19 protein-coding genes are annotated in these 22,591 nt (G+C 67.7%); 5 read left to right on the forward strand and 14 right to left on the reverse strand.

All coding sequences use genetic code 11. The annotated features are described in order from the left end of the window. Positions 1 to 55 precede the first annotated feature (55 nt). Complete coding sequence (locus tag ACQKDV_RS04175) at positions 56 to 280, forward strand: DUF3297 family protein (RefSeq protein WP_427782569.1); 225 nt, start codon at positions 56 to 58, stop codon at positions 278 to 280. Between the two features lie 148 nt (positions 281 to 428). Here ACQKDV_RS04175 and ACQKDV_RS04180 read toward each other — a convergent pair whose 3' ends face one another. The 4 genes from ACQKDV_RS04180 to ACQKDV_RS04195 all read right to left on the reverse strand — a co-directional run bounded on the left by ACQKDV_RS04180 (position 429) and on the right by ACQKDV_RS04195 (position 4,087). Beyond that, entirely contained in the window at positions 429 to 2,078 is a 1,650-nt protein-coding gene (locus tag ACQKDV_RS04180; RefSeq protein ID WP_427782529.1) for a Na+/H+ antiporter, read from the reverse strand. Between the two features lie 110 nt (positions 2,079 to 2,188). Next, the gene (locus tag ACQKDV_RS04185; protein ID WP_427782530.1) at positions 2,189 to 2,842 is read right to left on the reverse strand and encodes an alpha/beta hydrolase; all 654 of its coding nucleotides are present in this window, start codon (positions 2,840 to 2,842) and stop codon (positions 2,189 to 2,191) included. After that, positions 2,839 to 3,645, reverse strand: a complete 807-nt coding sequence (locus ACQKDV_RS04190) for a dioxygenase family protein (RefSeq protein WP_427782531.1) — start codon at positions 3,643 to 3,645, stop codon at positions 2,839 to 2,841. The genes ACQKDV_RS04185 and ACQKDV_RS04190 overlap by 4 nt, the downstream gene beginning before the upstream one ends. A gap of 31 nt (positions 3,646 to 3,676) precedes the next feature. Beyond that, a complete protein-coding gene (locus tag ACQKDV_RS04195; RefSeq protein WP_427782532.1) occupies positions 3,677 to 4,087 on the reverse strand; it encodes a DoxX family protein in 411 nt (136 codons plus the stop codon). A gap of 95 nt (positions 4,088 to 4,182) precedes the next feature. On the opposite strand from ACQKDV_RS04195, the gene ACQKDV_RS04200 reads away from it, so the two are divergent. Then, positions 4,183 to 5,064 carry a LysR family transcriptional regulator gene (locus ACQKDV_RS04200; protein ID WP_427782533.1) on the forward strand — a complete coding sequence of 294 codons (882 nt, stop codon included), beginning with the start codon at positions 4,183 to 4,185 and terminating at the stop codon, positions 5,062 to 5,064. Between the two features lie 130 nt (positions 5,065 to 5,194). Here ACQKDV_RS04200 and ACQKDV_RS04205 read toward each other — a convergent pair whose 3' ends face one another. Further along, positions 5,195 to 8,146 carry a bifunctional diguanylate cyclase/phosphodiesterase gene (locus ACQKDV_RS04205; RefSeq protein WP_427782534.1) on the reverse strand — a complete coding sequence of 984 codons (2,952 nt, stop codon included), beginning with the start codon at positions 8,144 to 8,146 and terminating at the stop codon, positions 5,195 to 5,197. Between the two features lie 288 nt (positions 8,147 to 8,434). On the opposite strand from ACQKDV_RS04205, the gene ACQKDV_RS04210 reads away from it, so the two are divergent. After that, positions 8,435 to 10,546 carry a M13 family metallopeptidase gene (locus ACQKDV_RS04210; RefSeq protein WP_427782535.1) on the forward strand — a complete coding sequence of 704 codons (2,112 nt, stop codon included), beginning with the start codon at positions 8,435 to 8,437 and terminating at the stop codon, positions 10,544 to 10,546. A gap of 143 nt (positions 10,547 to 10,689) precedes the next feature. On the opposite strand, the gene ACQKDV_RS04215 is transcribed toward ACQKDV_RS04210, so the two are convergent. After that, positions 10,690 to 11,616 (reverse strand): oxygenase MpaB family protein, encoded by a 927-nt coding sequence (locus ACQKDV_RS04215; protein WP_427782536.1) that lies wholly within the window; start codon positions 11,614 to 11,616, stop codon positions 10,690 to 10,692. 309 nt (positions 11,617 to 11,925) lie between these two features. On the opposite strand from ACQKDV_RS04215, the gene ACQKDV_RS04220 reads away from it, so the two are divergent. Further along, positions 11,926 to 12,540 (forward strand): hypothetical protein, encoded by a 615-nt coding sequence (locus tag ACQKDV_RS04220; protein ID WP_427782537.1) that lies wholly within the window; start codon positions 11,926 to 11,928, stop codon positions 12,538 to 12,540. 74 nt (positions 12,541 to 12,614) lie between these two features. Here ACQKDV_RS04220 and ACQKDV_RS04225 read toward each other — a convergent pair whose 3' ends face one another. The 7 genes from ACQKDV_RS04225 to ACQKDV_RS04255 form a co-directional block, all read right to left on the reverse strand. Continuing rightward, on the reverse strand, positions 12,615 to 13,385 hold the full coding sequence (locus ACQKDV_RS04225) for a LytR/AlgR family response regulator transcription factor (protein ID WP_427782538.1): 771 nt from the start codon (positions 13,383 to 13,385) through the stop codon (positions 12,615 to 12,617). Continuing rightward, complete coding sequence (locus ACQKDV_RS04230; RefSeq protein ID WP_427782539.1) at positions 13,375 to 14,634, reverse strand: sensor histidine kinase; 1,260 nt, start codon at positions 14,632 to 14,634, stop codon at positions 13,375 to 13,377. Before ACQKDV_RS04230 ends, ACQKDV_RS04225 begins: the two co-directional genes overlap by 11 nt. Before the next feature lie 253 nt (positions 14,635 to 14,887). Next, positions 14,888 to 16,537 (reverse strand): M28 family metallopeptidase, encoded by a 1,650-nt coding sequence (locus ACQKDV_RS04235; protein ID WP_427782540.1) that lies wholly within the window; start codon positions 16,535 to 16,537, stop codon positions 14,888 to 14,890. A 147-nt stretch (positions 16,538 to 16,684) separates the two neighbouring features. After that, positions 16,685 to 17,932: an RNA polymerase sigma factor gene (locus tag ACQKDV_RS04240; protein ID WP_427782541.1), complete on the reverse strand. Its 1,248-nt coding sequence runs from the start codon at positions 17,930 to 17,932 to the stop codon at positions 16,685 to 16,687. Between the two features lie 58 nt (positions 17,933 to 17,990). Continuing rightward, complete coding sequence (locus tag ACQKDV_RS04245; protein WP_427782542.1) at positions 17,991 to 18,401, reverse strand: VOC family protein; 411 nt, start codon at positions 18,399 to 18,401, stop codon at positions 17,991 to 17,993. 34 nt (positions 18,402 to 18,435) lie between these two features. Beyond that, entirely contained in the window at positions 18,436 to 18,858 is a 423-nt protein-coding gene (locus ACQKDV_RS04250) for a VOC family protein (RefSeq protein WP_427782543.1), read from the reverse strand. A gap of 61 nt (positions 18,859 to 18,919) precedes the next feature. Next, on the reverse strand, positions 18,920 to 19,333 hold the full coding sequence (locus ACQKDV_RS04255) for a YciI family protein (protein ID WP_427782544.1): 414 nt from the start codon (positions 19,331 to 19,333) through the stop codon (positions 18,920 to 18,922). Positions 19,334 to 20,043: 710 nt separating this feature from the next. Here ACQKDV_RS04255 and ACQKDV_RS04260 point away from each other — a divergent pair. Next, positions 20,044 to 20,451 carry a YciI family protein gene (locus tag ACQKDV_RS04260; protein WP_427782545.1) on the forward strand — a complete coding sequence of 136 codons (408 nt, stop codon included), beginning with the start codon at positions 20,044 to 20,046 and terminating at the stop codon, positions 20,449 to 20,451. Here ACQKDV_RS04260 and ACQKDV_RS04265 read toward each other — a convergent pair. After that, positions 20,429 to 22,513 carry a gluconolaconase gene (locus ACQKDV_RS04265; RefSeq protein ID WP_427782546.1) on the reverse strand — a complete coding sequence of 695 codons (2,085 nt, stop codon included), beginning with the start codon at positions 22,511 to 22,513 and terminating at the stop codon, positions 20,429 to 20,431. The genes ACQKDV_RS04260 and ACQKDV_RS04265 overlap by 23 nt on opposite strands. Between the last annotated feature and the right edge of the window lie 78 nt (positions 22,514 to 22,591).

The raw sequence follows: 22,591 nt of genomic DNA on the forward strand, positions 1-22,591 counted from the left end.
GAGTGCCTGGGCGGCGCCGGCTACGTGGAAGAGTCGATGCTGCCGCGGCTGTACCCTGGCGATCAACCCGGCCAGCCCCTTCCATGATGCACAGGCCCTGGAGCGCGGCGTCGGCGTGCGTTTCAACGATGTCGAGCGCGACAACGTCGAGGAATACTCGGTCAGCGAAGGGTGGATCCGCGTGCAGGCCGGCAAGGCCCGCGACCGCCGGGGCAACCCGATGACCATCAAGGTCAAGGGCAAGGTCGAAGTGTATTTCCTGGAGCAGAAGCCGGAGTAAGCAGCACCGGCATGTAGAGCCGAGCCCATGCTCGGCTGCTTTTCGTTCCCGGTTCATGACACCTGAAGCAAACGCAGCCGAGCATAGGCTCGGCTCTACATTGCAAGGCCGGGTCCGCATCGGCGCCAGCACGGCCCGGCACCGGGCATCAATCGCGCTTGCGCGATTCCAGCAGGTCCAGGTTGCGGATCAACCGCCGCGAGATCTCATCGGAAATCACCCCGCGCCGGGTCAGGCGGAACAGCTCCTCGCGCTCGGCGTTCAGGCCGGCACTGCGCAGCTGGCGGTAGCCCTGCTCCATCCGCTTGACCTTCTCCGGGTCCACGTCGGGGCCGTCGCTATCCTTTTCCAGATGGCGCTGGTACAGCAGGCTGACCCGCGAGGCGGCATCGTTGTACAGCTGCACGTTCTCGGTGTTCTGGTTCATCACAAGCTGCTGGCGCATGCGCTCCACCCCGGCCAGCGCGGCTTTGGAGGAAAGCTTGCGGGCCAGATCCTCTTCCTTGCGTTCACCCGAATCGGCCGGCAGCTGCAGGCCCTTCAGCAGTTGCGGCAGTGCCACGCTGGCACCGACCAGCGAGAACAGGATGACCGCTGCAGCCAGGAAGATCACCAGGTCACGCGCCGGGAAGGCACTGCCATCGGGCAGGAACAGCGGCAGGGTCAACACGCCGGCCAGGGTGATGGCACCGCGCACACCGGCCACCGAGGTCGCCACCACGATGCGCCAGTTCGGTGCTTCGCCCCGCTCCAGGCCGCGGCGACGCGCGCGCAGCAGGTTCCAGCGCAGCGACAGCCACACCCACAGCAGGCGCAGTGCGATCAGCGTCGCGTTGATGACCAGCACATACACCAGCAGCCACCAGGCGCTCTGGTGGCCGGTCTCGTTCATGGTGGTGGTGGCGCGCTCGACGATGCCCGGCAGCTGTTCGCCCAGCAGCACGAACATGATGCCGTTGAAGCTGAACTGCAGCATGTTCCAGACGCCGGCGCGCTGCACGCGCATGCTGCCGGAAACGCGGCCGGTCAGCTCGACATAGCTCATCGCGATGCCGGCGGCGACGGCGGCAAGGATACCCGAGGCATGGATTTCTTCGGCCAGCAGATAGGCCGCAAACGGAATGAGCAGGTTGACCAGCATCGCCGCGCCGGGCTCTTCGCCAAAGCGGCGCCACAGCCAGCGCTGGAAGGTGGATACGCCCAAGGTGACCGCCACGCCCACCGCCAGGCCGGCCACGGCCACCCACAGGAAGGTCAGCGAGGCAGTGGCCAGCGAGAAACTGCCGGTCATCACTGCGGCCACGGCAAAGCGGAAGCAGACCAGGCCGGAGGCATCGTTGAGCAGCGATTCGCCTTCCAGGATGTGCATCAGGCGCTTGGGAATGGGCGCCTTGGCGGCGATCGCACCCACCGCCACCGGATCGGTGGGCGAGACGATGGCGGCCAGTGCGAAGCACACCGCCAGTGGCATCACCGGAATCATCCAGTGGATCAGGAACCCGGCGCCGATGACGGTGAACACCACCAGGCCGAACGCCAGTTCGAGGATCGCGCCTTTATCGCGGAACAGACCCTGCTTGGGAATGCGCCAGCCATCAAGGAACAGCAGCGGTGGCAGGAACAGCAGGAAGAACACTTCCGGTTCCAGTGCGTGCCCGCGGTTGAACACGCCGGCGATGACCGCGCCCAGCGCGATCTGCACCAGCGGCAGGGGTAACGAGAATGGCAGGACGCGAACCAGGTAACCGCTGGCGACAACGGCTACCAGCATCGCCAGGACGACTTCGATGGTATGCATGCTTCTTCCAGGAAGCGGCGCGTGGGGACGGGAAAAACCGGTGTGCGCCGGAGACTGGAAAAAAAAATAACACAGCAGGCCGTCGCTGCGGCCTGCTGTGTGAATGCGCGTCAGGACCGCGACAGCAATCGTTCTTCGATCCAGCGCCGGAAGTCCTGCTGCATGTCCGCCGACAGCGTGTGGCCCACCGGGTAGCCACGCAGCTGGTGGGCCACGCCCAGCGACTGCAGGCGCTGCGCGGCGGACTCGGCCAGCGTGTATGGCAGCTTGTCGTCGGCGAGGCCATGCACCAGCAGGCCGTCCAGTCCGGCTGTGGCGATATCGGCGGGCACCTGCGGGGCGATCTCCGGCAGGATGCGCCCGCACAGCACACCGAAGGACTTCACCCGCTGCGGCTGGGTCAGGGCGACACTGGCACTCATGATGCCGCCCTGGCTGAAGCCGGCCAGCACGGTCTGCCGCGCGTCCACGCCCAGCCGCTGCTGCTGCGCCGCCAGCCATTCCCCCAGCAGCAGGCGCGACTGATCAGCCTGGGCCGGGTCGATCACCGGCCCCTGCGCGCCGAAGCGCACGGTGAACCAGCCAAACGCCTGCGGTCCGAACACCAGCGGCGCACGCGGCAGCAGCACGTGCAGGCGCGGGTCCAGCGTCTGCGCCAGGCCGGCCAGCGACTGCTCGTTGCTGCCCACACCGTGCAGCAGGACCACCAGCCCCTGCGTCGCGCCCTGCGCCGGCCGCTCCAGCATCGTCAGCACCGCGCTCATGCCGCCACCGCCGTCGCGCTGCCATCGAAGCGGTAGATGTCCATCGCCAGCATGCCCGCGTCGATGCCCGCATCGATGCGCTGCGCAGCCAACCCACCTTCGCCCGCCGCGCCCATCGCAAAGTACAGCGGCAGCAGGTGCTCATCGGTGGGATGAGCGCGTTCGGCAAACGGTGCCTGGCGGCGGTAGTCGAACAACGCATCGCGGTCATCGGCAGACAGGCGTTGTTCCACCCATTCGATGAAGGGGCGCACGTACGGCGCTTCCTTGCCGTCCTGGTAGTCGCGCCAGTCGTGCAGGTTGTGGGTGATGCTGCCTGAACCGATCAGCAGCACGCCCTGCTCGCGCAGCGGTGCCAGCGCGCGGCCCAGCGCGTACTGGTGCTGCGGGCCCAGCATCGGCTGGATGGAGACCGGCACCACCGGGATGTCGGCCTGCGGACGCAGCAGGCGCAACGGCACCCATGCGCCATGGTCGAGGCCACGCTGCGTATCGATGGCCACCGGCAGGCCGGCGGCGGCGATGCGGCCAGCCACTTCGTCGGCCAGCGCAGGATCGCCCGGGGCCGGGTACTGCAGCTCGAACAGTTCGCGCGGGAAGCCGCCGAAATCGTGGATGGTGGGCGGCTGCGGATGACCACCGACCACCGGCTGGCGCGCGAGCCAGTGCGCTGACGCGATGACGATCGCACGCGGCGTCGGCAGGTCGCGGGCCAGCTCGGCCAGGCGCACGCCGACCTGGCCCGGATGCAGGGCGGTCATCGGCGAACCATGGGAGATGTACAGCGAGGGCAGGCGGGACATGGAGACCTCCAGGAGTTCTTTCGGGGAGCGATCAGCGCGAACGCAGGGTCCAGCGGCCATCACCCAGCAGGAACAGCACCACCAGGGCCACGGCCCAGAACGCCGGGTATTCCCAGCCGCCACCGGCGTTGGCGAAGCTGAAGCCATTGGCGCCGTGCACGGTGACGATGGTGCCCAGCAGCAGCGGCACGCCCAGCAGGCCGATCCAGCGCGCGTACACGCCCAGCAGCAGGGCGGCAGCGATGCCAAGCTCGGCTACGATGGTGAAGTAGCCCAGCACGCCGGGCAGGCCCAGCGACTGGAAGTAGGCCGCGGTGCCGGCCGGGGTGAACACCAGCAGCTTGGTCAGGCCGTGGGCCAGGAACAGGCCGCCCAGCGCCAGCCGCAGCAGGGTGCCGGCATAGGGGGCGAGCGGTGACAGTGAACGGGAGGGGGTGGACATGGCAGTCATCTCTGAGGGAGTGGGCACAGCTTATTGCGCTCACTGGACCCGATAAATACGATGATCTGACCGTATTTGTTGCAGAAGGAGAAACAATGGACACCCTGGACGCAATGCGCGTGTTCGCCGCAGTGGTCGAGCGCAATGGTTTCAGTGCCGCTGCCCAGGCACTGGACATGTCCACGGCCGGGGTGACCCGGCAGGTGGCCGCGCTGGAAAAGCGCCTGTCCACCCGCCTGCTCCATCGCACCACCCGGCGGGTCAGCCCGACCAGCGCCGGCGCGGCTTACTACGCGCAATGCGTGCGCCTGCTGGCCGAGTTCGACGCCCTGGAAGCCAGCATCGGCGCGCAGGCGCTGGAACCCTCCGGCACGCTGCGCATCAACGCGCCGGTCAGCTGGGGCATCGCCCGCCTTGGCCCGCTGCTGGCCGGCTACCGCCAGCGCTACCCGCAGGTTGAACTGGACCTGGCGCTGTCCGACCGCCTCGTGGACATGGTGGAAGAAGGCTATGACGTGGCCATCCGCATCACCCGCGAACCCAGTCCAGCACTGATCGCGCGGCGGCTGGGGCAGGCCCGCATCAGTCTGTGCGCCGCGCCATCCTACCTGGCGGCACGTGGCACGCCGCGCACCCCCCAGGAGCTGGAACAGCACGATTGCCTCGGCTACAGCTACTGGGCCTCGGGCAACCAGTGGTCTCTGCAGGGGCCGGGTGGCGAAACACGGGTGACGGTGAGCAACATCCTGCAGGCCAACAACGGCGACGTGCTGCGGCAAGCGGCCATTGCCGGCATGGGCGTGATCCTGCAGCCGGATTTCCTGCTGGAAGATGCCCTTGCCGATGGCCGCCTGGTGCGCGTGCTGCCGGAGTGGGACGTGCCTGTGATCGGCATCTTCGCCGTCTACACCAGCCGCAGCCACCTGGCACCGAAGGTGCGCAGCTTCATTGATTACCTGGTGGATGCGGGGGTGTGACGCCCCGCAGGTGCTGTCACGGTAGAATCGACTGTCAGTCGACTTCCGCGCGCAGTGCGGATGTTGTGGATCCATGCGAAGAGCAGTCGACTGACAGTCGACTCTACCGCCGTCACCTGAACGCGTCTTTCTAGGCCACCACCTCATCCAGCGAATCGATGATCTGTTCCAGCGGCGCAGGACGCCCCAGCAGGTAGCCCTGCACCTGGTCGCAGCCGTGCGCGGCCAGCCAGTTCAGCTGGCCCGGAGTCTCCACCCCCTCGGCGATGATGGTCAGCCCCATGCTGTGGCCCAGCGACAGCAACGCGCGGCAGATCGAGGCATTGCGTGGGTTGGTTTCCACGTCCGCCACGAAGCTGCGGTCGATCTTCAGGATGTCCAGCGGCAGGTGCTGCAGGTAGGACATGCTGGAATAGCCGGTGCCGAAATCATCCAGCGATACGCTGATGCCCTGCTCGTGCAGGCGCTGCATGGTCTGCAGTGCCTGCGCCGGCTTGCGCATCAGGCTGCTCTCGGTCAGTTCCATGTGCAGCGCACCGCGGGCCAGGCCGAAATCCTTCTGTGCACGGGTGAACTCCACCACCAGGTCGCTGTTGAAGAACTGTACCGCCGACACGTTCACCGCGATGGACAACCCGCCCCAGCCCGCATCCACCAACCGCCGCTGCGCCTGTGCCGCCGCGCGGATCACCCAGCGGCCGAGCGCCAGGATCAGGCCGGTGTCCTCGCACAGCTGGATGAACTCATTGGGCGGAATGAAGCTGCCATCGGCCTGTGGCCAGCGCAGCAGTGCTTCCAGCGCGGCCGGGCTGCCATCGCTGGCATGGCGGATCGGCTGGAAATACAGCTGGAACTCGGTGTCGATGGCGGCATGGATGCGCGCGGCCAGGCGCAGGCGGTCGGCCAGGCGCGTGGTAACTGCGGAATCGAACCAGGCCACCACGTTGCCTTCGGCGCGCGCGGCGTGCGCGGCCTGCGCGGCCATGCCGATCACCTGCTCGGCACCATGGCCATCGCCCACCGCGTGCACGGCCACGCCGATGCGCGGTTCGAACTGGTGCAGCGAATCCTTGCCGCGCATCGGTGCCGAGACGATCTGCAGCAGATCATCCAACGCACGCTGTGCGGTGTGCTCGCCCCCGATGGCCAGTACGAAATCCTCCGCCGGCTGGAAGGCCAACGTTCCGAAGCGCGCACCGAGTCCACCCAGACGCTGCGCCATCGACTGCAGCACCGCATCGCCGATCTCGCGACCCAGCGTATCGGCCACCAGCTGCAGGCCACGCAGCTGCACGTAGGCGATGGTATACGCCCCGTCCTGCGCATCCAGCTGCTCGGTCAGCGCGCGCACGGTCAGCAGGCCCGTGTCCGGGTTGTGCCGCGCGCGGTAGGCCAGGTCGCGTTCGTAGGCCAAGCGCTCGCTGACATCCTCGGCCAGCACCAGGCACGCCGGGCGACCGTCGAAGTCCAGCATGGACAGGTGCGCGCGCACCTCGAACTCGCTGCCATCGCGGCGCCGGTGCATGCGTACCGTAGCTTCCGGCAGCCCGTCCACCCGCGCCCGTGCGATGGCCCCCATCACCTCATCCCAGCCACCACGGGGCCGGATGTCGAGAATGCTCATCGCCAGGAACTCTTCCCGGCTGTAGCCATACTGTTCGACGGCCGCCTGGTTGACCTCCAGAAAACGCAGGCTGCCCGGATCGAACACCCAGAAGGGGGCGGGGTTGCGGTCAAACAGCAGCCGGAAGCGGCTCTCCGCGCGGCTCATCTGTTCCCGTGCGCGGTAGCGCTCGGTCTGGTCGGTCAGCGCGCCGATCATGCGGCGCTGGCGATCGGCCACTTCCATCCGCTGGCCGCGCGCGGCCACCCAGCGCACCTGGCCGCCCGGCAGCACCAGCCGGAACTCCTCGTCCAGCACTTCATCGCCGGCAAACGCCTGGTTGAAGGCGTGCTGCAGGCGCTCGCTGTCCTCATGGTGCACGCGGTTGAAGAAGTCCGCCACGGGCATCGCATCGGTATTCACCGCGAAGATCTCGCGGCCCAGCGGCGACCAGTGCAGCAGCGCCGCATCTTCGTCCACATGCCAGGTGCAGACCCGGCCCGCCTGGTGGGCCAGACCCAGTTCGGCATGACCGGTACGCAGTTCCTCGGCCATCGACTGCTGGCTGCGGGTACTGTGACGCACCGCATACAGCAGCACCAGCAGCACGCCGGTGTAGGCCAGCATGATGACCACCGCGGCCTGCAGGTAGGGCCACCACGGTGCCAGTACATCCTGGTCGGCCAGGCCCACCTGCACCGCCAGCGGGCTGCGCTGCAACGTGCTGAGGGTGGAAATGCGCGGGATGCCGTCCACCTCACCGGAAATGCTGCCCAGTTCGACCACGGTCGCGCGGCCCAGCAGCTCGCGGCCGGGCAGCCGGTAGCGGTGGCCGACCGTGCCCTTCGGGTCGGGGACGCGGGCCAGCATGGCGCCATCGCGGTCACTGATCGACACCAGCCCATGGCTGCCCACGTCCAGGCCACTGACGATGCGCTGCAGTTCGTCGCAATGCAGGCGCGCCAGCAGCCAGCGGTCACCTGCCATCGGCAATGCCAGCGGCACCACCCAGCGGCCATCGATGGCCTGCTGTGGCGGGCCCAGGTACAGCGCACTGTCCTGCCCGCGCCGCTGCGGGTCGCTCCACAACGGCAGCTGCAGGTCGCCCTTGCCAGCGGTCAGCGCACGGCCATAGGCATCCAGTATGACGATGCTTTCCAGTTCCGCATGGCGCTGCAGCACGCCGCTGATGACCGCATCCAGCAGCGCCGGGGCCTGTGCCGGCACGCTGCGGAACAGTTCGGCGGCATCCGCGGCGATACCGCCCATGGCCCGTTCCAGGTTGCGCAGCTCCATCGCCAGCAGCCGCTCGGTGCCAACGGCCATGGCACGGCTCTGCCGCTGCGCGGCTTCCAGGCGGCGCTGGTAATCATTGGCCAGCATCACCGCCAGCACGACCGCCAGCAGCACGCCCACGGCAATGCCGCCCCAGGTGATGGCACGCAGCGGCCCGGCCAGTACGCGCCTCAGCCCTGGCATCGGTCGGTGTTCCCTGTGCGGACGACTGGCTTCATGCGTGAACGATTCCTCCACATCCCCGACCAGAGCGGCCGCAGATCTGCATTCTTGACGCCTGTGTCTGCCCGGTTGGGCCACATCCCCATGGCGGCACCGGGCTCCAACCCGCAGCATGCACCACCCCGATGACGGCGTGAAGATCGGCCGCGCGTGTTCAGCCAGATCGCGCACAGCGCCGCCCCCATGACAGTGCGACCGCTCCCCCTGCAGGGCATTAGACTTGGGGTTTTCCTGCTGCAAGAGAAGTCCATGTCCAAGCTGCGCCGTCCCATACTGGCACTGGCCATCCTCGCCAGCCTGTCCCTGGCCGCCTGCGACCGCCCGGCCGAACCGGCTGCGGGCGCCGCCGCGCCGGCCGATGCCCCCCCCGCCCCGGCCAAGCCGATGCTGGGCAGCTTCGGCTTCGATGCCAGCGGCATGGACCGCAGCATCGCCGCCGGCGACGACTTCTTCGGCTTCGCCAACGGCACCTGGGTGAAGAACACCGAGATTCCTGCCGACCGCTCGCGCTTTGGCAGCTTCAACGTCATCGCCGAAAAGACCCAGGCCGATACCCGCGCGATCCTGGAAGGTGCGGCCGGCAACGCCCAGGCCAGTGGCGATGACAAGCTGATCGGTGACTACTACGCCGCGTTCATGGACGAGGCCGGCATCGAGAAGCGCGGCCTGGCCCCGGTGCAACCGCAGCTGGCCGCCATCGGCGGCATCGCCGACAAGGCGGCCCTGGCGCGTGCGCTGGGCGAGGACATGCGTGCCGACGTCGACCTGCTCAACGCCACCAACTTCTACACCGACCGCCTGTTCGGCCTGTGGGTGTCGGTGGACATGCTGCAGCCGGACCGCACCGCGCCGTACCTGGTGCAGGGCGGCCTGGGCATGCCCGACCGCGATTTCTACCTGGGTGATGGCCGCATGGCCGAGCTGCGCAGGCAGTACCAGGCCTACATCGCCCAGGTGCTGCAGCTGGCAGGCGTGGCCGACCCGGCCGGCAAGGCGCAGCGCATCCTGGCGCTGGAAACCAAGATCGCCCAGGCCCACGCCAGCCAGGAAGAGACCAACAACGTGACCCTGGGTGCCAACCCGTGGACGCAGGCGGATTTCAACGCCAAGGCGCCGGGCATGGACTGGGCGGCGTTCCTGGACGCAGCCAGGCTGGGCCAGCAGCAGGACTTCATCGTGTGGCAGCCGAAGGCTGTCGCCGGCCTGTCCAGGCTGGTGGCCACCGAACCGCTGGACGTGTGGAAGGACTACCTCGCGTTCCACGCGCTGGACCGCGCCGCCACCTACCTGCCGAAGAAGTTCGCCGACGCCCGCTTCGCCTTCCACGGCACCGCGCTGAGCGGCACGCCGCAGCAGAGCGACCGCTGGAAGCGGGCGGTGGACGATGCCAACCACGCCGTCGGCGAGGCCATCGGCAAGCGCTACGTGGAAAAGCACTTCGACGCCAAGACCAAGGAGCGTGCTGACGAGATGGCGAAGAACATCATCGCCGCCTTCGCCAAGCGCATCGATGCCCTGGCCTGGATGTCGCCGCAGACCAAGGCGCATGCCAAGGCCAAGGTGGCCGGCCTGACCGTGGGCATGGGCTACCCGGAAAAGTGGCGCGACTACACCGGCTTGGAAATCCGCCGTGACGATCCGCTGGGCAATGCGCAGCGTGCCGAACGCTTCGAGTACGAGCGCAACATCGCCAAGCTGGGCAAGCCAGTGGACCACAGCGAGTGGGCGATGCTGCCGCAGACCATCAATGCGATGAACGTACCGCTGGAAAACCGCCTGGTGTTCCCGGCCGCGATCCTGCAGCCGCCGTTCTTCGACGGCGCCGCCGACGATGCGGTGAACTACGGAGCCATCGGCGCGGTGATCGGCCACGAGATCAGCCACGGTTTCGACAATGCAGGCGCGCTGTTCGATGAAACCGGCAAGCTGCACAACTGGTGGACGGCTGAAGACCTCAAGCAGTTCAATGCCGCCGGTGATGCGCTCGCTGCGCAGTTCAGCAGCTACGAGCCATTCCCCGGCGTGCACGTCAACGGCAAGCTGACCCTGGGCGAGAACATCGCCGACGTGGCCGGCCTGGGCACTGCCTACGACGCCTACCAGCTGTCGCTGCAGGGCAAGCCTGGCCAGACGCTGGAAGGCTTCACCCCAGACCAGCGCTTCTTCCTGGGCTTCGCCCAGGCCTGGCGCAGCAAGAGCCGCGAACAGGCACTGCGCAACGGCCTGCTGACCGATGTGCATGCACCGGGCCAGTACCGTGCGCTGACCGTGCGCAACATCGACGCCTGGTACCCGGCGTTCGAGGTGAAGGAAGGCCAGAAGCTGTACCTGGCCCCGGAAAAGCGGGTCAAGGTGTGGTGATGTGATGCAGACGGGCGCCGAAAGGCGCCCGTTTTTTTTGTACGCGCGGGTGTCATCCACGCATGGCGTGGATCTACTCTGTGCCAACCAAGGTTGGCACCTACCAAAGACGGTGCGCCGGGCGCCGTCCACGCGTGGGTGGATCACCGTGCCGCCGGCCACTCCCGCAACACCTCCACCGGCACACCCACGCGTGCACACGCGCGCGTGGCCAGGCCATCGGGCAAGGCGCGGCGGAACAACGGCGCCATGCCCTGCATCAACCGCGCCGACGCGGCCGCCTGCGTGCGCTGGCCAGCCGTGCGTCCCAGCATCGCTTCGGCCCAGTCGGGCAGCAACGCGGCACCGGCTCCCAGGAACACCGCGCGCGACAGCCCCGGAATCGGCACGGGCAGGTTGACCGCGGACAGCACCTCAAGCACCTCGCGCGAACGCGCATCGGCCAGCAATTCCGGTTGCCGCGCACAGAAATACGCCGCCACTTCCGCTTCGCTGCGCGGAACGTCAACCGCACCCAACGATTCGGCCACACGGCGGTACTCGTCGTAGTAGCGATCGGCGATGTGCGCCGGCACCTCGCGCCCATAGCGGCGGAAGCCCTGCAGGAAACCAAACGCTTCGGTCACATGCACCCAGGTCAGCAGCTGCGGATCATCGGCGGCGTAGTCGTCGCCCTGCGCGGTGCGGCCGCGGATCCGTGCATGGATGCGGCGCACCTTGGCCACCAGCGTTTCCACTTCCCCGGCCGGGGCATAGCTGCTGCCGGCCACGAACGCCGTCGTCCGGCGCAGGCGGCCCACCAGGTCCTGGCGGAAATTGGAGTGGTCGTACACGCCGGCCAGCGCACGCGGGTGCAGGGTCTGCAGCATCAGCGCGCACAGGCCGCCAGCCAGCATCGAGGGCAGCTCGGCGTGCATGCGCCAAGTCACGCTGTCCGGCCCGAACCAGCCCGGATCACCCAGCGGATGGTCATACTCGATGCCGCTCTGGCCGCGCGGGAAGGCATCAAGTACCCAGCGCCGGATGGGCGCGGTGACGGGGCGGGAAAGGCGGTGCAGCAACGGCGGCATCTTCGGTCCAGTGGGTGGCGGAATCGGCCGCAGTCTGCGCGGTCGGCTTCGATTCTGGCCGATGCGGGCGGATGCAGCGAGCCCGTGGGCTCAGCGACGGTTTCATGTGCGGTCGCAGCATGTTTCACCCTGCGACATCTTGTCGCAGGCGCCCAGCGCGTTGCTGCGCCGCACCAACCTTCACCTGTTCACGCAGAACCCTTGCCTCCGTAGGCGATGCGCCCATTGCACGGCCCGCTGGAAGTGCTAGAACTGAACCCGCCACACCGTCCAATGCTGATCGACGCACGTTCCACACGGGAGCCAGCCATGATTGCTTTGTTCAAGGGTTTGGGACTACTGCTTCGCGACAACGAGCTCTACCACAGCCCGTTCGACAAACAGGTCGCACACTGGCGCAACCTCAGCGAGCAGCAGATCCGCGATGAAGTGGCGGTGCTGGCCAAGGCCAAATGCCAATGGCTGATCGCTTCGATCATCGGCTGGCAGGCGGCGTCGCTGCTCATCCTCGGCCTCATCGCCAACTATCTCTGGCGCGACGATTACCACATCACCTTCACCCGCGTGGTCGTGGTGTTTGGTTCGTGGGTGTCGATCCTGTTCGTGATCTGGTTCATGGCCAACATGTTCGATCGGCAGGCCGGTTTCGAGCGCTGGATGAAGGCGTTCAACAGCCGCGCCCGCATCACCTCCAAGGCCGACAGTGTCGAATGCGTGGCCGAAGCGCTGGACCTGGCCGAGCATTACCCGGAAGTGCTGGACTACAAGCAGGCCGTCACCACCAAGCGTGAGCTGCGCCACGAGGACATCCGCATCATGACCGAGATCGGGCGCATGCGGCAGCACTCGGAACTGGTCGGCCGCCTCAACCATGTCGGCGAAACCGAACACCACCACGATCTGACCCTGCAGCCGGCTTATTGAGCCCGGCGCACGGTTCCAGGGAAGCGGGGGGAGCCACAATGCCACCGTGCACGATCACGGTGGCATTGTTCTTTCTACATGCCGCGAAACAGGCTCATGAACGGCTGGCTGACCACCAGCGTCTCCGGCCGCTGGCGCAACCGCAGCACGCCACGGCCGGTGTCGTCGCGACTGACCGCCGCCACCGCCTTCATGTTGACGATGGTCGAGCGGTGCACCTGGCGGAAGTGCTGCGGGTCCAGCACTTCCAGCAGTTCGCGCAGCGGTGTGCGCAGCAGGCTTTCGCCGGCACTGGTGACCACCGTGGTGTACTTGTTGTCGGCGCGGAAATAGACCACGTCCTCCAGCATGATCAGCTGCGTATCGCGGCCGTTGCTGGCGGTGATCCAGGCCAGCGGCGGGCGCTCGGCGGCAGCCGGTGATGGCCCCAGGCGCTGCAGCAGGCGTTCCAGCACCGCATCGTCCTGGCGCGTGGCAGGCAGCCGCGAAAGGATGCGCTCGCGCGTGGCCAGCAGGCGTTCGTCGCTCACCGGCTTCAACAGGTAGTCCATCGCGCCCTGCTCGAACGCATCGATGGCGTACTGGTCATAGGCGGTGACAAACACCACCTGGGTGCGCGGGCTCAATTCGGACAGCGCGCGCGCCACCTCGATGCCCGTGATGCCCGGCAGGCGGATATCCAGGAACGCGATGTCCGGCTGCTTCTCGGCCAGCTGCTCCAGCGCGCTGGCGCCATCCTCGCACTCGGCCACCAGCTTCAGGTCCGGCCACAGCCGGCCCAGCTGTTCCACCAGCGACTGCCGCAGCAGCGCTTCGTCTTCGGCAATCAAAGCTTCAAGCGGCATGGCTGCGCTCCTTGGCCGGTTGCGGCAGGGTCATGGTGGCGGCCACGCCGCTGGGAAAATTGGCGACGATGGCCACGCCGGCCTGCTCGCCGCAGGTCAGGCGCAGGCGCTCGCGCAGGTTCTTCAGGCCGATGCCGGTGCCACTGGTACCTTGGCCGAAGCCGAGGCCATCGTCGGCCACAGTCACCGTCACGTGGTCATCGAAGCCACGCGCCAGGATCCAGATCGTGCCACCGCCGGGCTTGGGTTCCAGGCCGTGCTTGATCGCGTTTTCCACCAGCGTCTGCAGGGCCATCGCGGGCAGGTGCACGCCGTGCAGTTCGTTGGGCACCTGCACGTCCACCGCCAGCCGCGCGCCCATGCGGATGCGCAGGATTTCCAGGTAGGCGCGGGTGCGCTCCAGTTCCACGCCCAGCGTGGACACCGATTCATCCACCTGCGGCAGCGAACTGCGCAGGTACTGGATGAGGTGGCCGAGCATCTGCTCGGCGCGGCCCGGATCGGTGCGGGTGAGCACCTGCGCGTTGGCCAGGGTGTTGTAGAGGAAGTGCGGTTCCACCTGGGCGTGCAGCAGGTTCAGGCGGGCCACCGACAGTTCCTTTTCCACCTGGGTCTGTTCGGCCGCGGCCTGTTCATCGCGGCGCTGGTCAGCCACCCGCCGCGTGATCGCGCGGGTGACCGCCTCGGCATTCTCGAAGTTGCTGCCCTCGTCCAGCGCCAGCAGGTCGGCCCACCAGCCGGCATCGGGCTCGAACAGCAGGGTGACGGTGCTGGTGCCCTGCCCCGGGGTGACCGTGGCCTGCACGCTGTTGCGCTTGATCGCCAGCCGCGCCGGCAGGTTCCAGCGCGAAGGCTGGCGGCCATTCCAAGGATCGACGCGGCGCACGTACGCGCGCACCTGCAGGCTGCCGGCAGCGCTTTCCACGTCTTCCACCCGCGGCAGTTCGGCCACCGCCGCCTCGACCAGGGCGAAGGCCGGACCGGTGTCCAACGGCACCTCGATCTGCCGCCGCTGGTGCCCGGACAGGGTGCTGCCATCCAGCCGTCCTGCGATCAGCCACACGCGGCGCACATGGGTGATGGCACTGCCCAGCGCGCTGATCATCAGGAACATCGCCAGCAGGCCGAAGATCCAGCCGGGGCCGTCGTTCATGCCACTGAAGATGCCACTCCAGACCATGCCGGCCACCAGCAGTGCCACGGCCCAGGCCAACAGGTGACGGACGATGAGGGTGAGGCTGGCGATCACGGCGGCGCCTTGGAGGAAAGGGGTGAGCCGAGCATAGGCCGGCCCACCAGGCAAACAAGCGCCCTGCGACAAAGCACCGGAAAGCGGGGATGGAAGCCGATCTGATGGTACCGGCCGCTACGACAGATCCCGGTAGTGCCGGCTGCTGGCCGGCTCACCATCGGTCCCGGTAGTACCGGCCGCTGGCCGGCATATCCGTTCCTCCGCAAGCATCAAGGCAATGCCGGCCAGCGGCCGGCACTACCGGTTCTTCTTACCTGCGCTGGTCGGCGCTGCTGTCACGCACGGCACGGAACGACTCGTCGGTGCTCCAGTTCGGCCAGCTGCGCGAGTTGGCCAGCTGGTTGCCCAGCGTGTAGAGCACTTCCAGGTCGCGGGCGGCACCGGCAAACACCCAGTCCGGCTGCCATTCATCGCCCTGCTGGTGGTAGCGCTTGGCGGTGTAATCGGCCGAGGCCTTCTTGCCAGCGGCGACGCCACCGTCCACCCAGTCCTCGCCGGCCGACCAGGACAATGCCGGCACGCCGCGCTTGGCAAACGAGAAGTGATCGGAACGGAAGAACAGACCGGCTTCCGGCTTCGGGTCCGGGGTGTAGCGGATGTCCCAGCCCTTGGCGACGTCCTTCAGCTGGTCCAGCAGCTCGAAGCGCGCCGTGCCGTAGATGCCGAAGTCACGCGACGGACCAAACGGTGCCATGCCGTCCATGTTGATCGCAGCCACCGTGGTTTCCAGCGGGTACAGCGGATGGGTGGCGTAATACTCCGAACCGAGCAGGCCCTTCTCCTCGGCGGTGACCGCCAGGAACAGCAGCGAGCGCTGCGGACGCGGGCCCTTGGCGAAGCCGCGCGCCAGTTCGATCAGCGAGGCGGTGCCGCTGGCGTTGTCCAGTGCGCCGTTGAAGATGCGGTCGCCACGCGCGTCCGGTTCGCCCACGCCGATGTGGTCCCAGTGCGCGCTGTAGATGATGGTCTCGTCCGGGTGGCTGCTGCCTTCCAGGCGCGCGGCCACGTTGTGCGAAGTGATCACTTCGGTCTTCACCGCGTACTTCGCATCCAGGCTGGCACCGGTCAGCGGTACCGGGGTGAAGTCGCGCTGCTGCGCTTTCTTCTTCAGCGCCTCGAAATCCTGCCCGGCCGAGCGGAACAGCTCCACGGCCAGGTCACGCTGGATCCAGCCTTCCAGCAGCGGGTGGGTTTCGCCCGGGTTGTCGCGCACCACGTCGAACATGGTGTTGGTGTTGGAGCCGGCCACGGTGGCCCAGCCGTACGACGCCGGTGCGGTCTCGTGCACGATCAGCACACCCAGCGCGCCCTGGCGCGCACCTTCCTCGTACTTGTACGGCCAGCGCCCGTACCAGGTCATGCCCTTGCCATCGAAATCGCCCTTGCCGGTTTCGAAATCGGGATCGTTGATCAGGACGACGGCGATCTTGCCCTTCAGGTCCACACCCTTGAAGTCGTCCCAGTTGCGCTCCGGCGCCTTTACGCCATAGCCGAGGAAGACCAGCGGGGCTTTGCTGATGTCGACGGCGGTGGCCCCGTTCATCGCCGCGCGCACCGCGATCTGCTTGCCCTGGTCGAGGGTGAGGGTCTTGCCGCCCTGGTGCAGGGCCAGCTGCGGCGTGCCAACGATGTCGCCCTTGCGCAGCGGCACCGCCTGGGTCCACAGGCGCTTGCCGTCCTGCAGGTCGCCGCCCGGCTGCAGGCCGGCGGCGGCAAACTGCTTGCTGAGGTAGGCAATGGTCTTTTCTTCGCCGGCGGTGGCCGGCGAGCGGCCTTCGTAGCCGTCGGAGGCCAGTTCCTTGACGTCGGCGGAGATCCGCGCGCCGTCGAATTTCGGCGTGCCCGCCATCAGTGCGCTCGACACCGACAGGGCCAGCATGCCCAGTACTGCTCGTTTCATTGCTCTCTCCAGCAGGAAAATCCTTCCGGAGTGTAATGGGATTCGTGCGGGTGAAAACACCAACGGCGCAAGTAGATCCACCGCCATGCGTGGATGAGCAGAACACGGTCAGATCCCTTTACCGCCGGGAAAGGGCTTTGACCCCGGTCACTGGGCGCGCGCCAGCAGCAACGCCCGCTCCCGCGCATTGCCGGTCAACGCAGCCGCTGAAGCAAACGCCTCCCGCGCATCCTGTTCCCGCCCCAGCTGCTGCAGCAGCTCCCCACGCACCACGTGCAACGGCGCGTAGCCCTGCACCCGCGTGTCCACCAGCAGGGGCTGCAACAGTGCCCAGGCCGCGAACGCGCCGTCGCTGCGCGCCACCGCCACCACCCGGTTGAGGGCGACCACCGGCGACGGCATCACCTGCAGCAGCCGCGCATACAACGCGGCAATGGCCGCCCAGTCGGTGTCCTCGGCGCGGCGCGCATGGGCATGGCAGGCCGCGATGCGTGCCTGCAGTACATAGGCATCGTCACCGCCACCGGCCTGCAGCGCGCGGGCCAGCACCTGCTGTCCGTGTTCGATCTGCAGCCAGTCCCAGCGCGCGCGGTTCTGCACGTCCAGCAGCACCGGCTGGCCCTGTGCATCGACCCTCGCGGCGGCACGCGAGGCCTGCAGTTCCATCAATGCCAGCAGGCCCAGCACCGGCGGGGCAGGCAGCCGATGGACCAGGATGCGCGCCAGGCGCAACGCCTCCTCGCACAATGCCGGCCGCATCCAGTCTTCGCCGGCACTGGCCGCATAGCCTTCGTTGAAGACCAGGTAGATCACTTCCAGCACCGAGGCCAGACGCGCGGGCAGCGCCTCCGCGCGCGGTACTTCGTAGGGCACCTGCTTCTGCACAAGGGTGCGCTTGGCGCGCACGATGCGCTGGGCGATGGTCGGTTCCGGCTGCAGGAAGGCGCGGGCGATCTCGCTGGTGGTCAGCCCGCCCAGCAGGCGCAGGGTCAGCGCCACCCGTGCATCGGCCGGCAGCACCGGGTGGCAGGCCACGAACATCAGCCGCAGCAGGTCATCGCCGAGGTCATCCTCCAGCGCCTGGCTGTCATCGGGTGCAGGCAGTGCCGCCGGGTGCAGTTCCTCGCCCCATTGCGCATGCTGCTGGGCCACGCGCTGGTGTTGGCGCAGCACATCAATGGCACGGTTGCGCGCGGTGGTCATCAGCCAGGCTCCGGGGTTGTCCGGGATGCCCTGCGCTGGCCAACGCTCCAGCGCGGCCAACCAGGTGTCCTGGGCCAGTTCCTCGGCGCGGCCGACATCACCGCCGAGCAGCCGCGCCAGGCGCGCGATCAACACCGGCGATTCCATCCGCCAGAGGGTTTCCAGGCGCTGGCTGAGGGCGGGCTCGGTCATGCGCCGATCACAGCACGCAGGCCATGCACGCACAAGCGCCACCGCGTGGCATCCACCCTCAACCCGGCTCGCCGTCCATATGCGCGATTTCCCACAGATGGCCGTCGAGGTCCTGGAAGCCGCGCTGGTACATGAATCCGTAGTCACGCGCGGGCTGCGGCTCGCTGCCACCGGCCGCCAGTGCCTTGTCCACCAGCACGTCCACCGCCTTGCGGCTGGCCGCCGACAGGCAGGTGATCACCTCGGTGTGCGCATGGGCATCGGCGATGCCCTTGTTGGTGAACTGCTGGAAGAACGGCTTGACCAGCAGCATCACGAAGATGCTTTCGCTGATGACCATGCAGGCTGCATCGTCATTGGTGTAAGCCGGGTTGAAGCGGTAGCCCAGCGCGCTGAAGAACGCCTTGGACTGCTGCAGGTCCTGCACGGGCAGGTTGACGAAGATCATCTGCGGTTGCGGTGCACTCATCGTTGCGGCGTCCTCTGCGGGTAATGAAAGGAAATCAGGGCCGCTTCATGCAGTTGACCATCCATGGCTTGCCGTAGCGGTCGATCAGCATGCCCCAGCGGTGGGCCCAGAAGGTTTCGGCGATCTGCATCTGCACCTGGCCGCCTTCGGCCAGTGCGGCGAACACGCGCTCGGCCTCCTCGATGCTGTCCACGTCCACATTAAGGGTGGTTGTACCGCCTTCGCCGCCGCCGGGGCCATCGGCAGCCATCAGGATGGCGCCACCGATCTCCAGCTGGCTGTGCGCCACGTGGTCGAGGGTTTCGGCGGGCATCTCATTGCAGCCCGGTGAGCCATCGGACGGCGGCATGTCGCGGTACTTCATTTCCGAAGTGACCTGGCCGCCGAGCGCCCTGGCATAGAAGGCCATCGCATCGTGGGCCTGGCCGCTGAAGCCGAGGAAGGGAATCAGTTTCATGGCAGTGCTCTGTAGGTTGGTAGCGCCGGGTCACACCCGGCGAAGGGTCACCGCACTCCAATCACGCTTCCAGCTGTTCCCGCAGACGCTGTTCCTGCTGCTGTAATGGGGGGGTGAAGGCTTCGCCGAAATCCTCGGCAGTGATCAGCGGGCGCAGTTCGAGGATGCCACCGGGGCAGAACGGGGCGCGGCTGGCCCATTCGATGGCCTCGTCCAGCGAGCGCACGTGCCACAGCCAGAAGCCGGCGATCTGTTCGCTGGGCGGGCCGAACGGACCGGGCTGCACCTGCGGGGCGCCCCCAACGAAATGAATGCGGCGGCCACGGGCGGTGGCGTGCAGGCCTTCGCCGGCGAGCATGATACCGGCGGCAACGAGCTGTTCGTTGTAGGCCCCCATGTCGGCCAGGTCCTGTTCGCTGGGCATGCGGCCGGCTTCGGAATCGGCGTTGGCTTTGACGATCACCATCACTTTCATGTCGGTCTCCCGTGGGCGGCGTTCTGCGCGCCCTTCATCTGGTACGACGAACCGGGGGATCGGGAATCGACAGGTTCCCTGAAATTTTTTTTCCTGCGCGGAAAGCGCGCCTGCGGCGGGCGATCGGCGAACGGCGGAGCCCCTCCGTGGTGGGCTGCTGAAAGCCTGGGACTGGGGTTTGGCCAGGAGGGTGGGTTGGCTGGGGGACGCCGTGAATACGTCCATGTAGGCTCGGTCGCCGCATCCATGCGGCTCACGCCCCCAGCCAACCCACCCTCCCGGCCACGGACACATTCCCGCGCGCCCACCCCGGAAAATCAAGAGAAAAGGCAAAAGCAGAAGCAACAGCCAAAGCAGTGCACTGGCAGCCTCGGCTTTGCGAGCGAAGCGACCCGCTTTTGCTCTTTTCTGTTGATTTTCCGTGGTGGAGGCCTCGGGAAACTGTCAGAGGCCGGGTGGGTAGGCGGGGCGGGGGTGTCCGCGGCATGGATGCCGCGGCCAAGCCCCCATGGATGGGTTAACGGCGTCCCCCGCCCCGTCTACCCACCCGGCCAAACGCGGATAGCCCGGCTTTCGGCGACCGACCCAACCCCACCACGGAGGGGCTCCGCCGTTCGCCGATCGCCCGCCGCAGGCGGCCTTTCGCGCTGCAACATGCAGCCACGCCAACCTGCGCCATCATGGAACCCCCGCCCCGCCAGGACCATGCCATGCAGCAGTACCTCCTCCTCATCTACATCGAACCCGCCCTGCTGCAGGCCCTGCCCAGCGACGAGTTCAACGCACTGATGCGCGACTGCCTCGCCCATGCCGATCAGCTGCAGGCTGAAGGCACCCTGCTCATCGCACAGAAACTGCAGCCGGTCGACACCGCCCAGACCCTGCGCGTGCGCGATGGCCACAACCGCGTGCTCGATGGCCCCTTCGCCGAAACCCGCGAACTGCTGGCCGGCTTCAACCTCATCCGCGCCTGCGACCGCGACGACGCCATGCGTATCGCCCGCCAATTCCCCTGGGCGCGCTTTGGCAGCATCGAAGTACGGCCGCTGGAAGACATGGATGCCGAGCGCGAACGCTGCGGTGCGCCGGCCGCCGCTATGGCAGCAGCCGTACCCTGACATCGCGCTTGCCGATGCCTTCGTTGCCGGTGTAATCGCGCGCGCTGCCACGAATGATGTACTCGCCCGGCGGCAAAGCGGCCGGTTGCCAGCGCCCGGTTTCCATCAGGCCATCGCGCACGGTGTTGGTGGCCAGGTAGCGGAAGCGGGTGACCGCGCTGCCGTGGACGGTAATGCCGCTGTCCGGTGCGTAGGCCACCTTCACCGCCTGCTTCTGCGGCGGCATGCGGTTGAAGACGATGTTCCAGCGCGGCTGCTCGTAACCCTGCAGCGGTTGCCCGCCCGCATCCAGGATCTGGTAGCCCACCTGATACGGCCCGAGGCGTCGGCGCGGCAGGTTGTTGTCAACCTGGTCCCAGGCCTCCACCACGATCTGCACGCCATGCCCCTGCCGCGCCAGCATCACCACGCCATCGCTGCCTGCGGCCAACGGCTGGTCGTTGTCGTCCAGCAGGCTCACGTCGGTGATGCGCGGTGCGAAGTGGTCGGCATAGCCGGTAAAGCCCAGCGCCACGGCGTTGGTCTCGAAGCCGCTGGTGCCCACCTGCAGGTGCACGTGCGCTTGGCTGTTGATGCTGCCCAGACGGTCGCCGATGTGGATGCGCGTGCCACGCCGCACGCGGATGCGCTCCAGCGTGCCGTCATCGCCGTACAGCGGCTGCCAGCGTGCATCGAAGGGCTCCCCCTTCGGCGTGCGGCCTACCCGCATGTGGATGTAGTTCAGCCGTCCCACCCCCAACCCCTCGGCCTGGCCGCGCAGGCTCCAGGCCGCGATCGGGCTGCTGATCTTGCCCTCTGCAATGGCCAGCACGGTCTGCCCCACGTCGCCGCGCACATCGAAGCCGCCGTGCAGGTGATGCCGGCTCTCGCCGGTGAACGTGCCACGCACTTCACCCAGCGTGCCGACCACTTCGTGCCAGCCCTGTTGCGGGGCCAGCGGCCAACGTCCGCCGGTATCGGGCAGCGCGGCATCGGCAGCGGGCCCGACCAGCGCCGGCGCAGGCAGCGCGCCCACCGCCAGCGGCCGCACGCGGTGCACGCGGTAACCGGCGGCGTCGGCCACCAGAAGGCCGCCGTCATCCTCCACGGCCAAGCCGCTGGGTCGGGCCAAGCGGGGCAACCGGTCGTTGCCGAGCAGCGCGATCTGGTGGCCCTGCGGAGTCACCTGCACGATGCGGCCGCCGAAGTCGCCCACGTACAGCACGCCATCGTGAGTCGTCGCCAGCGACAGCGGCCCATTGATGACCCCATCGTTGCCGACCAGCGTGCTGACGGTGCCGTCGGACCCCACCCGGCGCACTGCGTTGTTGAAGAAATCCGCAACCAGCAGCGCACCGTGCGCGTCGAAGGCCAGCGCCACCGGCGTATCGAAGCGGGCCTCGCCGCCCACGGCATCGGCGAAGCCGGGGCGATCACCGCCCGCCAGCGTGCGGACGTTGCCATCGGTACCAATCACCCGGATGCGATCATTCCAGGTATCGGCCACGAACACCTGGCCCCGCGCGTCCACGGCAATACCCATCGGCCCGTCGAAGCGCGCCTGCGCCGCCGGCCCATCGGCGAAACCCTGGATGCCCCCGGCTACGGTGGTCACCTGGCCATCAGTGCCGATGCGGCGGATCGCGTGGTTGCCCGTGTCGGCCACGTACAGGTTGCCTTGGGCGTCGGCGGCAATCCCCGACGGCGTATTGAAGCGCGCCTGCAGCCCCGGCCCATCGGCCAGGCCCTCGCCGTGCCCGGCCACCGTTTCCATCTGGCCATCGGGCAGGCGGCGGCGGATGCGGTTGTTGTCGCCGGCATCGGTGAAATACACACTGCCATCGGCCGCGCGCAGCAGCGCATAGGGTTCGGCAAAGCGCGCCTGGGCCGAGGCACCGTCGCGGTCGCCGGGGTGGCCATCGCCGGCCAGCGGCTCGATCTGCGCGGTCCAGGCCAGCGGCGTGGGTGGCGGGCCAGCGGGCGCGACCGGTGCCTGCGCGGGGCGTTCCCACCAGGTGGCAGCCAAGGCAGCGGCCGTTGCCACCCCCACTGCACCCACTGCCATCCTTTGCCACCGTGCCATCGTTCGCGTTCGCTGTGCCATGAAAGACGCACGACGATAGACGCTGGCCCGGCATACCGCCATGCCCGCAGGTCACGC

The sequence above is a fragment of the Stenotrophomonas sp. NPDC077659 genome, from assembly GCF_050268705.1.
In the GTDB taxonomy this organism is placed as follows: Bacteria; Pseudomonadota; Gammaproteobacteria; order Xanthomonadales; family Xanthomonadaceae; genus Stenotrophomonas.